Raw genomic sequence first — 13,642 nt, forward strand, 5'->3', positions numbered from 1 at the left:
CCGACGCCATTGGCGGGGGCCCTTCTCGTGTGTGCGGAGGAGATCAGACCGTCGTGACGACCTGGTCGAACCCCAGGCGCGGGGAGCGCGGGAACCAGGCGTCCTCGCCCGGCTTGCCGATGTTGACGACCATCAGCGGGCTGTGGTCGTCGTCCAGGAACTCCTTCTGGACGCCGGCGAAGTCCAGACCGGTCATCGGGCCGGCGGCGAGGCCGGCGGCGCGGACGCCGATGATGAAGTACGCGGCCTGCAGCGCGGCGTTCAGGGCGGCGCTGCCCTCACGCGCCGAGCGCTCGCCGAAGAAGAGGTCCTTGGCCTGCGGGAAGTGCGGGAAGAGCTCCGGCAGCTCCTCGTGGAACTCGTTGTCCGCGGAGAGGATCGCGACCAGCGGGGCGGCGGCGGTCTTCTGCTGGTTGCCCTCGGCCATGTGCTGCACGAGACGCTCGCGGGCCTCGGGGGAGCGGACCAGGGTGACGCGCAGCGGCGACTGGTTCATGGAGGTCGGGCCGTACTTGACCAGGTCGTAGATCGCCTGCACCTGCTCGTCGGTCACCGGTTCGTCGGTGAACGTGTTCGCGGTGCGGGCCTCGCGGAACAGCAGGTCCTGGGCGGTGGGGTCAAGAACGAGAGACATGGTGAAAAACCTTCTCGGGACGAGCGGGGATCCGGGGGATCGGCTTGCGAGTCCGAAGCTACGACAGGAAGGTTTAAGCTTCAACCAAAAGCGGATCAAAGTGATCCACTTCACACATGATTCAACTTTCAATCACCAGCCGGCTTCCCCGACCCCGGCCCCGCCAGGAGTCGGGAAACCGCTGCCGAACGGGGTCGCTCCCCCCGTCCCCCGGCCCCTACTCGGAGTCGCCCGCGCCGCCCGCGCCCTCTTCCTCCTCGGCCAGCGCAGCGTCCAGCCGCGCCCGAGCGCCCTCGAGCCACCGCCGGCACACCTTCGCCAGTTCCTCGCCCCGCTCCCACAGGGCGAGGGACTCCTCCAGGGTCGTACCGCCCGCCTCCAGACGGCGTACCACCTCGATCAGCTCGTCCCGCGCCTGCTCGTACCCGAGCGCTTCGTTCACCTTGCTGGTCATGCGGCCACCCTATGCATCGACTCGTACGGAGAATTCACCCTCGGCGACCCGGGCCCGCAGCTCCTCGCCCGTCGCCACTTCGTCCGGCCCCCGGACGACATGGCCGTCAGCCTTCTGCAGCACCGCGTACCCCCGCTGGAGGGTCGCGGCGGGGGAGAGGGCCACCACGCGCGCGTGGGTGTGCGTCAGCTCCGAGTCGGCGCGGTCGAGGAGGTGCCCGAGGGTGCGCCGGCCGCGGTCCAGCAGGGCGGTGACGTGCTCCGCCCGCTCGTCGACCATGCGGTGCGGGTCCTCTATCGAGGGCCGGGCCAACGCGTGCGCGAGGCCGCGCTCCTCCCGCTCGATGAAGGACTGGACGCTGCGCCGCGCCCGGTCCCGCAGGAATCGCACCCGTTCGTACTCCTCGCCGACGTCCGGCACGACCTTCTTGGCGGCGTCGGTCGGCGTGGATGCGCGCAGGTCGGCCACGTGGTCGAGCAGGGGGTTGTCCGGTTCGTGCCCGATGGCCGACACGACCGGCGTACGACAGGCCGCGACCGCCCGTACGAGCTGTTCGTCCGAGAACGGCAGCAGGTCCTCCACGCTGCCGCCGCCCCGCGCCACGATGATCACGTCGACGTCGTCCAGCGCGTCCAGGTCCTTCACGGCCTGCACGACCTGCGGCACCGCGTGCACGCCCTGCACGGCGACGTTGCGGACCTCGAAGCGGACGGCCGGCCAGCGGTGCCGCGCGTTCTCCAGCACGTCGCGCTCCGCCGCCGAGGCCCGCCCGCACACCAGCCCGATAAGCTGCGGCAGGAAGGGCAGCGGCTTCTTGCGCTCGGCCGCGAAGAGCCCCTCACTGGTCAACGACTTCTTCAACTGCTCGAGCCGGGCGAGCAGTTCACCGACCCCCACCGGCTTTATCTCGGCGGCCCGCAGCGACAACTGCCCCCGCGGCGCGTACCACTCGGGCTTCGCGTGTACGACGACACGGGCGCCCTCGCTGACCACGTCGGCGACGGCGTCGAACACCTGCCGATAGCAGGTCACGCTCACCGAGATGTCGTACGACGGATCGCGCAGCGTCAAAAAGACGACACCCGCGCCCGGGCGCCGCGACAACTGGGTGATCTGCCCCTCGACCCACACCGCGCCGAGCCGGTCGATCCACCCCCCGATGAGCCGCGACACCTCACCGACGGGCAGCGGAGCGTCCGCGGACGTGTTGAGAGCCATGCGCCCGAGCGTAACGGCCGCCACCGACACCGCCCGTACTCCTGGGGCGCGGGTTACGGGAGCCCGGCCTCACGCGCCAGTACGCCCATCGCGCGGGAGAGCGTGTCCCGTTCCGCCGTGCTCAGCCCCGCCGTGAGCTCCTCGTCGAGGGCACGCGCGCGTGCCGTGCATTCCGCGAGCAGGGTGTGCCCCTCCGGCGTCAGTCCCAGCCGGTGGCGGCGCCGGTCGTCCGGGTCGCGTACGCGCTCGATGGCGCCCAGCTCTTCGAGCTGGTCGGCGAGCGTCACCACCAGGCTCGGCACGACGCCCATCGTCCTGGCGACGTCCTGCTGCGACGCGGGCGCGCCGGAGCCGATGACGGAGAGCAGCCCCACGTGTTTGGGCTTCACGCCGAGATCCTCGACGGCGGCGGCGAAGCGCGCGGTGACCAGCGTGCCCACGGTGCCGAGCCGGAAGGCGAGCGTGCCGGTCGGTCCGTCGGGTTCCTGAGAAGGCTTGACATCGTTCACAGTCCCAATGCTAACTTCGATGAATCGTTCATAGCTCGAATGATTCGGGGAGTGAGTGAATATGGGCAAGGGCAAGGCTGTTCTTCACGAGGCGTCTTCGCAGGCGTCTTCGCAGGCGGCTCCCGGGGCGGAGAAGTGGGTCCTGGTCGGCAACGCCGTCGCCGCGACCGTCTCCGCGGTCTCCTGCGTCGTGGCCATGGCCGACCCCGGTGTGCTTCTCCAGGGAGACACGCCGGGCGGCGGCATCGAGCTCTACGTCCAGGCCTACGCCGTACGGCAACTCCCGCTCACCGCGGCCGTCCTGGCCTCCCTGACCGCCAGGTACCGCCGGCACCTGATGCCCGTACTCGTGGTCAGCGGGATCGCGCAGGTCGGCGACGCGCTCATCGGGGCGACGTCGGGAATCCCCGGGATGGCCGTCGGGGGAACGGTGGCCGCGGCGCTTCACCTCGCCTCCGCGGCCTGGCTGGGGAAGCGGCGGACACCGGCAGCGCTGCCGGCCTGACCGCGCCCGGCGAAGCAGGCTCGATCCCCGGGGCGGGACGCGGACCTCTGTCCGGCTCGATCCCCGGGGTAGGACGCGGACCTTCGTCCGGCTCGATCCCTGGGGCAGGATGCGGACCTTCGTCCGGCCGGATCCCGGGGCAGGCCCTATGCCTCGGTCCTGGCCCGCCCTCGCTGGGCGAACAGCACGGCCAGTCCCACCGCCAGCCAGATCGCGCCCACCACCTGGGCGGTGCCGGACGCCTCGACGATCACGGCGACGGTGATCGCGGCGCCGACGACGGGCATCAGGACATGGCGCCACCACACGACGGGACCGTCCAGCCGCCGTACCGCGAACCAGCCCACCACGCTCGCGTGCAGCAGGGTGAAGGCGGTGAGCGCGCCGATGTCGACGACGGACACCAGCTTGTCGAGGCCGTCGTCGCGCCGAGCCGCCCACACCGCGGCGACCAGCGTGATGACGGCCGCGCACAGCAGCGCCGCCCGCGGCACCCCCGAGTCGGTCCGCGACAGCGCCCGCGGCAGCCGCCGATCGCGAGCCATGGCGAAGACGAGCCGCCCCGCCGCGGCCTGCCCGGCCAGCGCGGCGAACGCGGCCCCGATCGCCTTGCTCACGGCCACCAGGTTGTGCAGCCACGACCCGACCGAGGAGTCCACGACGTCGTAGAAGGCCGACCCCTGCTTCCCGGGATCCGCGGCGAGTTGCGCGGAGGACAGCGGCTCAAGGAGCGCCACCAGATAGCTCTGGACAACGAACAGCACACCCGCCAGCGCCAGACAGAACAGCACCGCCCGGGCCACTTTCTCCGAACCGCCGGTGACCTCCTCCGCGAACGTCGCGATCGCGTCGAAGCCGAGATGCGACAGGACGGCGACCGAGACGGCGCCGACCACCGCCGACACGGCGAACGCGCCCTGCGAGCCGTCGCCGGACAGCGGGGACAGCCACCCGCGGTGGGCCCCGTCACGCGCGAGCACGACGACGGCCGACACGACGAAGACAAGAAGGACCACGATTTCCATCGCGAGCACCAGGAAGCCGACTTGGGCGGCGGCCCGCACACCCCACAGGTTCAACACCGTGGTGATGACTACGGCGAGTGCCGTCCACACCCACCGCGAGACGCCGGGAACCAGGGAGTTCAACGCGATCCCGGAGAACAGGTAAGCGACGGCGGGGATGAGCAGGTAGTCCAGCATCGCCATCCAACCGGCGATGAACCCGGCCTCCTTTCCGAGCGCCGCGCGCGCATAGGCGAACACCGAACCCGCCTGAGGGACCACGCGGACCATCTGGGCGTAGCTGAATGCGGTGAACGCCATCGCGACGGTGGCGACGACGTAGACCAGCGCCACCGCCCCGTGCGACTTGGCATCGAGGGTCCCGAAGACACCGACCGGCGCCATGGGGGCGATGAACAGCAGCCCGTAGACGACGAGGTCCCGGAAGCCGAGGCTGCGCCGCAGTTCGTGCTCCGCCTCGGCCGCGCCGTCCGGGTCCGCCGCGGGCTCCGTGTCGGACATCGTGCCTCCCGAGGGTCGCGCGGGCCCCACCCCTCCCGGCTCCCCCTCAGTCTCCCCAAGCAGTCTCCCCAAGGAGGCGATCTTCGACCCGCCGAGCGCGGCCTTACGATGGGGTGCATGACTGCTTCGCCTGGCCGCCGTGTCCTGCTCGCCGCCCCCCGGGGCTACTGCGCGGGCGTGGACCGCGCCGTGATCGCCGTCGAGAAGGCCCTTGAGCAGTACGGGGCCCCGATCTACGTCCGCCACGAAATCGTCCACAACAAGTACGTCGTACAGACCCTGGAAAAGAAGGGCGCGATCTTCGTCGAGCAGACGGCGGAGGTCCCCGAGGGGTCCATCGTCATGTTCTCCGCGCACGGCGTCGCCCCGGTCGTCCACGACGAGGCCGCGGCCGGCAAGCTCGCCACCATCGACGCGACCTGCCCGCTGGTCACCAAGGTCCACAAGGAAGCCGTCCGTTTCGCAGACGAGGACTTCGACATCCTCCTCATCGGGCACGAGGGCCACGAAGAGGTCATTGGTACCTCCGGTGAGGCGCCCGACCACATCACCCTGGTCGACGGCCCCGGGGACGTCGCCAAGGTCGAGGTCCGCGACCCCTCCAAGGTGGTCTGGCTCTCCCAGACCACGCTGTCGGTCGACGAGACCATGGAGACGGTCGACGCGCTGAAGGAGAAGTTCCCGCAGCTCATCTCCCCGCCCAGCGACGACATCTGCTACGCGACGCAGAACCGCCAGCTGGCGGTGAAGCAGATGGGCGCGGAAGCGGACCTGGTGATCGTGGTCGGTTCCCGGAACTCCTCCAACTCCAAGCGGCTCGTCGAGGTCGCCAAGCTCGCGGGCGCGCGCGACGCGTTCCTCGTGGACTTCGCCGACGAGATCGAGGAGGCGTGGCTGGAGGGTGTGACGACGGTCGGCGTCACCTCGGGTGCCTCGGTCCCGGAGGTCCTGGTCGAGCAGGTCCTGGAGTGGCTGTCGCAGCGCGGCTTCGAGGACGTGGAGATCGTCAAGGCGGCCGAGGAGTCCATCACCTTCTCGCTGCCGAAGGAGTTGCGCCGCGATCTGCGCGCGGAGGCGGCGGCACTGGTGGAGCAGCGCACGGGCACGGCGCCCTCCGCGGCCTCCTCCGAGAAGTGACTGTCAGTCGTACGACGTAGCGTAGGGCCATGCAGATCTTCGGTGTGGACATCGGTGGTTCCGGGATCAAGGGCGCTCCCGTGGACCTGGACCGCGGCGACCTGGCGGAGGAGCGTTACAAAGTGCTCACTCCGCACCCGGCGACGCCCGACGCGGTGGCCGATGGCGTGAAGGAGGTCGTCGGCCACTTCGACTGGACCGGTCCGGTCGGCATCACGTTCCCCGGGGTGGTCACCGGCGGCGCCACCATCCGTACGGCGGCCAATGTCGACAAGAACTGGATCGACACCGACGCGCGCGCCCTGCTGGGCGCGCGGCTGGGCGGCTGTCCGGTGACCGTGTTGAACGACGCGGACGCGGCGGGCGTCGCCGAGATGCAGTTCGGCGCCGGGCGCGGTCGCCGGGGCACGGTCATCCTCCTCACGTTGGGCACGGGCATCGGCAGCGCGCTCTTCATCGACGGCGAGCTGGTCCCGAACACGGAGCTGGGACACCTCGAGCTGAACGGCCATGACGCGGAGAAGCGTGCCTCCACCAAGGCCAAGGAGGACCACGAGCTCACGTGGGAGCAGTGGGCACGCCGCGTCACGAAGTACCTCGCCCATGTGGAGATGCTCTTCTCGCCCGAGCTCTTCATCATCGGCGGCGGCGTCAGCCGCAAGGCCGACCGGTTCCTGCCCCTCATCGGGGGCATCAAGGCGGAGATCGTCCCGGCGCAGCTGCAGAACAACGCGGGGATCGTGGGGGCGGCGATGAGAGCGGCGAAGACGGCGACGTAGCGACGGCTCTCCGGACCTGCGGCTTCCCGGACTTGCGACGGACCCGCGGTTCCCCTGACCGAGGCCGGGCTTTCCAGGCCTTCCGGGGCCCAGGCCTGCCCGGGTGTGGTTTCGAGCCCGGCTATCCGGTCGGCCGAGACGGTCGGGCGGGTGGGAAGGCTCGGCGCGAAGCGGCGGCCTGGGCCCTGCGCTGGGCGGCTCGGCGACTCATCAGCGCGACCTTGCGGACGGTCACGATCAGCCCCGCGATCAGCGTCCCCCCGTACAGCCACCCCGCCTGTGTGGCGAGCGCGGTGAAGAGCCCCATGACCCGGCCCCCGATTCCCCCGCTGTGGTCGGCGACCGCCAGCAGCCCGAAGGTGAACGCGATCGGTACGACGACGGGCGCGGTCACCAGGTCCCCCCGCCGTACCCACACCGCGGTCAGCGCACACACGGGCAGGAACAGCGCTCCGTACACCACCAACGACGCCCCGAACAGCAATTGGTCGAGGCAGCCGAGCGCGAACATCGACGCACCGCAGAACAGCCCACTGCCCAGCCCGGTGAGCCGGGGGTTCGGCACCCGCTGAGCCGCCTGGACCAGCGGTGGCGCGGGCCGCCGTGCCACCGGGGGGCCCCGCCGGACGTCGACGTGCGTGCCGCGCCCGCCCTGAGCGGGAACGGGCATGCCGCGTCGCTGTCTGGGTCGAGGGGGACGCGTCCTGTGTTGCTCCACTGGACCAACTTAGGTCGGTTTATGTGTGGAATAGCCCCTCAGACACGCCGATGGGCAGACCTTGGCCATCCGTTCGATACGTCGCCGGTGCGTGCCCGGTCACGCCGTAGACTGGTGGATCGGCCCGCGCTTTCCGAGGGCCCTTCGCCCATCCTTACGTACGGGAAGTCGCAACGTGTCGCTCACGATCGGAATCGTCGGTCTGCCGAATGTCGGCAAGTCGACCCTGTTCAACGCCCTGACCAAGAACGACGTGCTCGCGGCCAACTACCCGTTCGCCACGATCGAGCCAAATGTGGGCGTGGTCGGCGTCCCGGACGCCCGCCTCACGAAGTTGGCCGAGATCTTCTCTTCGCAGCGCCTCCTCCCGGCGACCGTCGACTTCGTCGACATCGCGGGCATCGTGAAGGGCGCTTCGGAGGGTGAGGGCCTGGGCAACAAGTTCCTCGCGAACATCCGCGAGTCCGACGCGATCTGCCAGGTCATCCGCGCCTTCAAGGACGAGAACGTCGTGCACGTCGACGGCAAGGTCTCGCCCAAGGACGACATCGAGACGATCAACACCGAGCTGATCCTCGCCGACCTGCAGACGATCGAGAAGGTCCTGCCGCGCCTCCAGAAGGAGTCGCGCATCAAGAAGGACGTCGCTCCCAAGGTCGCGGCGGTCGAGGCGGCCAAGGAGATCCTGGAGAAGGGCGACACCCTCTTCTCGCAGGGCATCGTCCAGGGCTCCGGCAACGAGGAGCTGCTGCACGACCTGCACCTGCTGACCACCAAGCCGTTCCTCTACGTCTTCAACGTGGACGAGGACGAGCTGGTCGACGACGACTTCAAGGCCGAGCAGCGCACCCTGGTCGCCCCCGCCGAAGCGATCTTCCTCAATGCCAAGCTGGAGGCGGACCTCGCCGAGCTCGACGAGGAGGACGCGATGGAGCTCCTGGAGTCGGTGGGCGCCGAGGAGCCCGGCCTCGCGACCCTGGCCCGCGTCGGTTTCGACACCCTAGGCCTGCAGACCTATCTGACGGCCGGCCCCAAGGAATCCCGCGCCTGGACCATCAAGAAGGGCGCCACCGCCCCCGAGGCCGCCGGTGTCATCCACACGGACTTCCAGAAGGGCTTCATCAAGGCCGAGGTCATCTCCTTCCACGACCTCGTCGAGACGGGCTCGGTCGCCGAGGCACGCGCCAAGGGCAAGGCCCGTATGGAGGGCAAGGACTACGTCATGCAGGACGGCGACGTGGTCGAGTTCCGCTTCAACGTTTAGGCGCAATTCCACCACATTGCTTTTGTTGAATCTGCAGGTCAGGAGGGGTCGACTCATCCGAGTCGGCCCCCTTGCCATTTCCCGTGCTGGGATGGTGCCGGGATGTTTCTACCGGCCATTCCTGCGCCGTTCCAGGACACCCCGCGAGCGCTGCCCGGACAACGGCAGATGTTGCTAACATTGCTGTTACTAACGTTACTGTTAGTCTCCTGGTTCGGAAGCGTGTGAAGGTCGGCAGTCATGGTGGATTTCGTCGGTCGCCGACAAGAGCTGGCGACGTTGGAGCGCGAGCTGCAGAAGGTCGCTGCGGGGGCCGGAGGAGAACGGCCGGGCAGGTGCGTGATGCTGCGCGGGCGGCGCCGGGTGGGCAAATCGCGGCTGGTCGAGCGGTTCGTGGAGCGCTCAGGGGCGCCGTTCTTGTTCTATGCCGCCACCGGTGCTTCGTCGAGGGATGATCTGGCGCGGCTGGCCCGGGATGCCCAGGCATCGACGCTGCCGATGGCGCAGCTGGTGGCCGCCGCGCGGCCAGAGAGCTGGGACGCCGCGTTCGATGTGCTGGCGGCGGCGCTGCCCGCCGACCGGGCGAGCGTGCTGGTCATCGACGAGGTGCCGTACCTGATGGATGCCGATGGCGCTTTCGAGGGGATGCTGCAGCGGGCCTGGGACCGGGTACTGGAGACCAAGCCTGTGCTGCTGGTTCTCATCGGCTCGGATCTGTCGATGATGGAGGCGCTGAACAGCTACGGGCGACCCTTTCACCAGCGCGGCCGCGAGATGGTGCTCGGACCGCTGAACCCCGCCGAGGTAGGGCGGATGCTGGGGCTGGATCCGGCCGACGCCTTCGACGCCGCCCTGGTCACCGGTGGGCTGCCGCTGATCTGCTCGGAATGGCCTCGGGGTGCGGGGCTGTGGGACTTTCTCGGCGAGGCGCTCAATGACCCGGTCTCGGCACTGCTGGTGTCGGCCGAGCGCTCGCTGGCCGCGGAATTCCCTCCGCAGGCCCAGGCCCGTGCGGTGCTGGCGGCGATCGGCAGTGGGGAGCGGACCTTCACCAACATCGCCCGCGCCGCCGGCGGAATCGGGGCCACCCCGCTGCAGCGAGCGCTGGAACTGCTCACGGACAAGCGGATCGTCGCCGCGGAGCTGCCCGTGTCCCTGCGCCCGTCGAAGGACCGCCGCTACCGGGTGACGGATCCCTACCTGCGGTTTTGGCTGCACCTTCTCGGCCCCTCCATGGAGGAGATCGAGCGGGGACGGGGTGATCTGACCTTGGCACGGATCCGGGAGAACTGGACCAGCTGGCGCGGCCGGGCCGTCGAGCCGCTCATCCGCGAGGCGCTCGCCCGGATACTGCCCGACGACCAGCTGCCCGCGGCCCCCGCAGTGGGCGGCTACTGGACCCGCACCAACGACGTCGAGATCGACATCGTCGGGGCGGACCGCGCCCCCATCGCCAAGGAACTGCTGTTCGTCGGTTCCATCAAGTGGCTGGAACAATCGCCCTTCGACCGGCACGACCTGGCAGCCCTTCACCGCCACCGCGCCGCGCTGACCGCCGAACCCGTCCAGGTCGTGGCGATCTCGCGCAGCGGTGTCGACTGTCCGGGACTCGACGCCGCCTACGGCCCCGGCGATTTGCTGACCGCTTGGCCGCTGTGAGCAGCGGATCTGACATTCCACCACGCCGCTGAGCTGACCTGGGGATATGAGGTCCGAAAGTACAAGTCCTCGGCGCCGGGTTGCTTCAGCTCGGCGTCGGTCGTTGCCTGTCGTAGTTCGTACCCGTGAGGTCCGGCAGCCCGCCGGGCCTCACGGGACGCGCAACTGGCCTGGCTCGTCGGCCCGGTAACCCCTGATGGGCAGACATGTCCGTCGAGACGAATGCGAATCTGGGAGAGCCGGTCGAGTCGGGCCACCTTCAACGTGTCGCCCTCGCGCAGCAGCTGCATCACGAGGTCGGGCTTGGGGCGGAAGCCAATCGGTTCAACAACCTATCCTGGGCTCATGCCCCGTTCCGTCTCCTCCGATCAGACCTCCGGCACCACGGCCAAGGGCGGGTCAGCCGACTCCACCCGCGAGCGGATCGTCGCGGCAGCCAAGGAGGAGTTCGCCCGGCACGGAATCGCCGGCGCTCGCGTGGACCGCATCGCCAAGCAGGCCAGGACGAGCAAGGAACGGGTCTACGCCTACTTCCGCAGCAAAGAAGCCCTTTATGCGCACGTGGCCGAACGCGAACTGACCGCGCTCGTCGAGGCCACGCAGATGGATCCGGCCGACCTGCCCGGCTATGCCGGCATCCTCTTCGACCACTTCACGGCCCGTCCGGATCACTATCGCTTGATCACGTGGGGCCGCCTGGAGCTGGCTGAGTCCGCCACCAACCCCACCGGCCCCCTCCACGCCACCATCGCCGGGAAGCTCGACCAGCTCCGTGATGCGCAGTGCGTCGGGCTCCTCGATCCGGCCTGGGACCCGGTCGACGTTCTCGCGCTGATCAACCAGATCGCCACGACCTGGGTGGGGCAGCCCGAGATCGGCGCCGCAGCGGACCAGGCCGCGCCCTCGTCCGTCGCCACCCGCCGTGCCGCCTTGGTGGCCGCCGTCGAACGCCTCTTCCCCCGCGTGAGCTGACGTCTCTCTTCCGACCTATCCAAACCGTTTGGTTTGACGTGTGCCCCGGAGCGCGCCTAAGCTCCAAACCAAACAGTTTGGTTTGGCTCGTATCTGATGACACAGAGCCCACCCGAAGGAGTAAGGCAATGAGCAACGGCCAGCTCGACCTGGTGTTCCGTTTCCGTGTGAAGCACGGCAAGCTCGAGCAGTTCCAGAAGGCGATCGACCGCATTCTCCCGGTCGTGGAGGAGAAGGAGCCGTACGTCCTGGAGTACAACATCTACAAGAACGCCGAGGGCGTCTACACCCAGCACGAGCGATACATCGACGAGGATGCGATGTTCCGCCACCTGGAGGTCACCGCTGAGGGACAGAAGGAGTGGGCCGAGGCCACCGAGGTCGAGGAGGTCAACGTCCTCGGTGACGCGAGCGACAGGTTCTGGGACCTCTTCGGCAGCCCGCGCACTCACGCCTACTCGCTCTTCCGGAACGTCAAGCGCTGACCACCCGGCATCGGGGGACGTTCGCATTCCCGAACCGGCGAGTGAGGCAATCACACGATCGTGCGGCCGGGTCGGACGTCGTTCGGCACACAAGAGAGACGGTGCCGCGGGGCCTCTGATGACCGGTCTCCTGCGGGTGCCGCGGCGCCCGCCGCCATGCGGCCGGGCAGAGTGGTTCTTCGCCCCGCGTCAGCGCGGCAAGGGCACGATGTAGGTGTACGTCGGCGCCTGCGGCTCGGGCGCGTACTGCGACCGCCCAGAGCCAACGTTTCATCCCGCCGTGTCCGGCGGGGGAAAAGCGTAGCTGTCAGGAAAGTCGCAGACGCCGACGAGCAACTATGCCTCCGGTGTTCCGTCCGCCGAGATACGGCGGAAGCCGAGGTACGGGACGAGTGATTCAGGCAGGACGATCGAGCCGTCCGGTTGCTGGCCCTGTTCGAGCACCGCGGCCAGGGTGCGGCCGATCGGGAGGCCCGAGCCGTTGAGCGTGGCGGCCGGCTTGGGCTTTCCGTCCGCGCCACGTGTGCGGATGTTCGCGCGGCGCGCTTGGAAGGTACCGAAGTTGGAGACCGACGAGATCTCGCGGTAGGTGTTCTGGCTCGGCAGCCACACCTCGAGGTCGTAGGTGAGCTGGGCGGAGAAGCCGGTGTCGCCTGCGGCAAGGGTCACCACGCGGTACGCGAGACCCAGCTCCTTCAGACACGCTTCCGCGTGGCCGATCATCTTCTCCAGCTCGGTGTCAGCATCCTCGGGGTCGCAGATCCGTACCACCTCCACCTTGACGAACTGGTGCTGGCGGATGAGGCCCCGGGTGTCGCGGCCGTACGAGCCGGCCTCCGAGCGGAAGCACGGCGTCTGAGCGGTGAGAGCGATCGGCAGCTCCGAGGACGGGATGATCTCGTCGGCGTAGAGATTGGTGAGCGGGACCTCGGCGGTCGGGATCAGGAACAGCTCGCGATCTGCGACGCCGGTCTTGAACAGGTCCTCCTCGAACTTCGGCAGCTGACCCGTGCCGGTCATCGTCTTGCGGGTGACCAGGAACGGAACAGAGTGCTCGACGTAGCCGTGCCGGCGCGTGTGAATGTCGAGGAAGAGCGTCGCGAGCGCCCGCTCAAGGGCTGCACCCGCTCCACGAGAAACGGCGAAACGAGGGCCCGAGAGCTTCGTCGCTCGAGCGAAGTCGAGGATGCCGGTGGCCTCGCCGAGATCGACGTGGTCCTTCGGCTCGAAGGAGAAGACCGGCGGAGTCCCCACCCGGCGTACCTCGACCGCGAACTCCTCGGAGTCGCCGTCCGGAGCCTTGTCATCGGGGAGGTTCGGGATGCTGAGGAGGAGGGTGCGGAGCTCTTCCTGAACCTTCTCCTGATCGGCTTCGATCTCGCGGATCTGGTCCTTGATCTCCCGGGCGCGCTCCTTCAGCTTGGAGATGTCCCCGCCCTGCTTCGCCGTCTGCTGGACCTCGCCGGCCACGCGCTTGGTCTCTGCCCGCAGCTCGTCGCCCGAGCGAATGTTCTCGTTGCGCCGCGACTGGAGGTCTTCCAGCACGGACAGGTCCAGCGAGTAACCGCGACGAGCGAGCCGACGAACCGCTTCGGCACCCATTTCGATCAGGGCGCGGGCATCATGCATGAGGGCGTTCCTTCTTCTCCGGCAAGTGGACTGCACCGTCGAAGGTAGCAACTGCCGAACCCCTCTCGACCCGCAATATCACGGCACCACCGTGCGCACCTGGATCCTGCGGCTCCTCCCCGTCAAGATCGGTCAATAGGGTTCCGATCCACT

General features: G+C 68.9%; 14 protein-coding genes. 7 read left to right on the forward strand and 7 right to left on the reverse strand.

From position 1 onward, the window contains the following. Positions 1–43: 43 nt before the first annotated feature. The 4 genes from IEY95_RS34380 to IEY95_RS34395 form a co-directional block, all read right to left on the reverse strand. Positions 44–634 carry a malonic semialdehyde reductase gene (locus tag IEY95_RS34380; RefSeq protein ID WP_189190095.1) on the reverse strand — a complete coding sequence of 197 codons (591 nt, stop codon included), beginning with the start codon at positions 632–634 and terminating at the stop codon, positions 44–46. Between the two features lie 217 nt (positions 635–851). Beyond that, positions 852–1,088, reverse strand: coding sequence for an exodeoxyribonuclease VII small subunit (locus tag IEY95_RS34385; RefSeq protein ID WP_189190096.1), 237 nt, complete (start codon positions 1,086–1,088; stop codon positions 852–854). A gap of 9 nt (positions 1,089–1,097) precedes the next feature. Further along, positions 1,098–2,306 (reverse strand): exodeoxyribonuclease VII large subunit, encoded by a 1,209-nt coding sequence (gene xseA / locus IEY95_RS34390; RefSeq protein WP_189190097.1) that lies wholly within the window; start codon positions 2,304–2,306, stop codon positions 1,098–1,100. Between the two features lie 53 nt (positions 2,307–2,359). Continuing rightward, on the reverse strand, positions 2,360–2,815 hold the full coding sequence (locus IEY95_RS34395; RefSeq protein WP_229703563.1) for a MarR family winged helix-turn-helix transcriptional regulator: 456 nt from the start codon (positions 2,813–2,815) through the stop codon (positions 2,360–2,362). A 61-nt stretch (positions 2,816–2,876) separates the two neighbouring features. Between IEY95_RS34395 and IEY95_RS34400 the strand changes: the two genes are divergently transcribed. After that, on the forward strand, positions 2,877–3,320 hold the full coding sequence (locus IEY95_RS34400; protein ID WP_189190098.1) for a hypothetical protein: 444 nt from the start codon (positions 2,877–2,879) through the stop codon (positions 3,318–3,320). A gap of 146 nt (positions 3,321–3,466) precedes the next feature. Here IEY95_RS34400 and IEY95_RS34405 read toward each other — a convergent pair whose 3' ends face one another. Then, positions 3,467–4,846 (reverse strand): APC family permease, encoded by a 1,380-nt coding sequence (locus IEY95_RS34405; RefSeq protein WP_189190099.1) that lies wholly within the window; start codon positions 4,844–4,846, stop codon positions 3,467–3,469. 108 nt (positions 4,847–4,954) lie between these two features. On the opposite strand from IEY95_RS34405, the gene IEY95_RS34410 reads away from it, so the two are divergent. After that, on the forward strand, positions 4,955–5,983 hold the full coding sequence (locus IEY95_RS34410; RefSeq protein WP_189190100.1) for a 4-hydroxy-3-methylbut-2-enyl diphosphate reductase: 1,029 nt from the start codon (positions 4,955–4,957) through the stop codon (positions 5,981–5,983). Positions 5,984–6,012: 29 nt separating this feature from the next. Next, positions 6,013–6,762, forward strand: coding sequence for a polyphosphate--glucose phosphotransferase (gene ppgK / locus IEY95_RS34415; RefSeq protein ID WP_189190101.1), 750 nt, complete (start codon positions 6,013–6,015; stop codon positions 6,760–6,762). Between the two features lie 121 nt (positions 6,763–6,883). Here the strand turns inward: ppgK and IEY95_RS34420 are convergent, their stop codons facing one another. Further along, positions 6,884–7,480: a DUF6542 domain-containing protein gene (locus IEY95_RS34420; protein WP_189190102.1), complete on the reverse strand. Its 597-nt coding sequence runs from the start codon at positions 7,478–7,480 to the stop codon at positions 6,884–6,886. Positions 7,481–7,655: 175 nt separating this feature from the next. Between IEY95_RS34420 and ychF the strand changes: the two genes are divergently transcribed. The 4 genes from ychF to IEY95_RS34440 all read left to right on the forward strand — a co-directional run bounded on the left by ychF (position 7,656) and on the right by IEY95_RS34440 (position 11,860). Then, positions 7,656–8,744 (forward strand): redox-regulated ATPase YchF, encoded by a 1,089-nt coding sequence (ychF, locus tag IEY95_RS34425; RefSeq protein ID WP_189190103.1) that lies wholly within the window; start codon positions 7,656–7,658, stop codon positions 8,742–8,744. Between the two features lie 240 nt (positions 8,745–8,984). Further along, positions 8,985–10,403: an ATP-binding protein gene (locus IEY95_RS34430; protein WP_189190104.1), complete on the forward strand. Its 1,419-nt coding sequence runs from the start codon at positions 8,985–8,987 to the stop codon at positions 10,401–10,403. A 345-nt stretch (positions 10,404–10,748) separates the two neighbouring features. Beyond that, on the forward strand, positions 10,749–11,375 hold the full coding sequence (locus IEY95_RS34435; protein WP_189190105.1) for a TetR/AcrR family transcriptional regulator: 627 nt from the start codon (positions 10,749–10,751) through the stop codon (positions 11,373–11,375). Between the two features lie 128 nt (positions 11,376–11,503). After that, a complete protein-coding gene (locus IEY95_RS34440; RefSeq protein WP_189190106.1) occupies positions 11,504–11,860 on the forward strand; it encodes an antibiotic biosynthesis monooxygenase in 357 nt (118 codons plus the stop codon). A gap of 336 nt (positions 11,861–12,196) precedes the next feature. On the opposite strand, the gene serS is transcribed toward IEY95_RS34440, so the two are convergent. Then, complete coding sequence (serS, locus tag IEY95_RS34445) at positions 12,197–13,489, reverse strand: serine--tRNA ligase (protein WP_189190107.1); 1,293 nt, start codon at positions 13,487–13,489, stop codon at positions 12,197–12,199. Positions 13,490–13,642 lie beyond the last annotated feature (153 nt).

Origin of the sequence: Streptomyces albiflavescens (assembly GCF_014645835.1) — a bacterium.
Classification (GTDB): Bacteria; Actinomycetota; Actinomycetes; order Streptomycetales; family Streptomycetaceae; genus Streptomyces; species Streptomyces albiflavescens.

Bases quoted from the DNA above. Each gene is read 5' to 3' on its own strand.
- IEY95_RS34380 (WP_189190095.1), bottom strand. From the start codon at position 634: ATGTCTCTCGTTCTTGACCCCACCGCCCAGGACCTGCTGTTCCGCGAG.
- IEY95_RS34385 (WP_189190096.1), bottom strand. From the start codon at position 1,088: ATGACCAGCAAGGTGAACGAAGCGCTCGGGTACGAGCAGGCGCGGGAC.
- xseA (WP_189190097.1), bottom strand. From the start codon at position 2,306: ATGGCTCTCAACACGTCCGCGGACGCTCCGCTGCCCGTCGGTGAGGTG.
- IEY95_RS34400 (WP_189190098.1), top strand. From the start codon at position 2,877: ATGGGCAAGGGCAAGGCTGTTCTTCACGAGGCGTCTTCGCAGGCGTCT.
- IEY95_RS34405 (WP_189190099.1), bottom strand. From the start codon at position 4,846: ATGTCCGACACGGAGCCCGCGGCGGACCCGGACGGCGCGGCCGAGGCG.
- IEY95_RS34410 (WP_189190100.1), top strand. From the start codon at position 4,955: ATGGGGTGCATGACTGCTTCGCCTGGCCGCCGTGTCCTGCTCGCCGCC.
- ppgK (WP_189190101.1), top strand. From the start codon at position 6,013: ATGCAGATCTTCGGTGTGGACATCGGTGGTTCCGGGATCAAGGGCGCT.
- IEY95_RS34430 (WP_189190104.1), top strand. From the start codon at position 8,985: ATGGTGGATTTCGTCGGTCGCCGACAAGAGCTGGCGACGTTGGAGCGC.
- IEY95_RS34435 (WP_189190105.1), top strand. From the start codon at position 10,749: ATGCCCCGTTCCGTCTCCTCCGATCAGACCTCCGGCACCACGGCCAAG.
- IEY95_RS34440 (WP_189190106.1), top strand. From the start codon at position 11,504: ATGAGCAACGGCCAGCTCGACCTGGTGTTCCGTTTCCGTGTGAAGCAC.
- serS (WP_189190107.1), bottom strand. From the start codon at position 13,489: ATGCATGATGCCCGCGCCCTGATCGAAATGGGTGCCGAAGCGGTTCGT.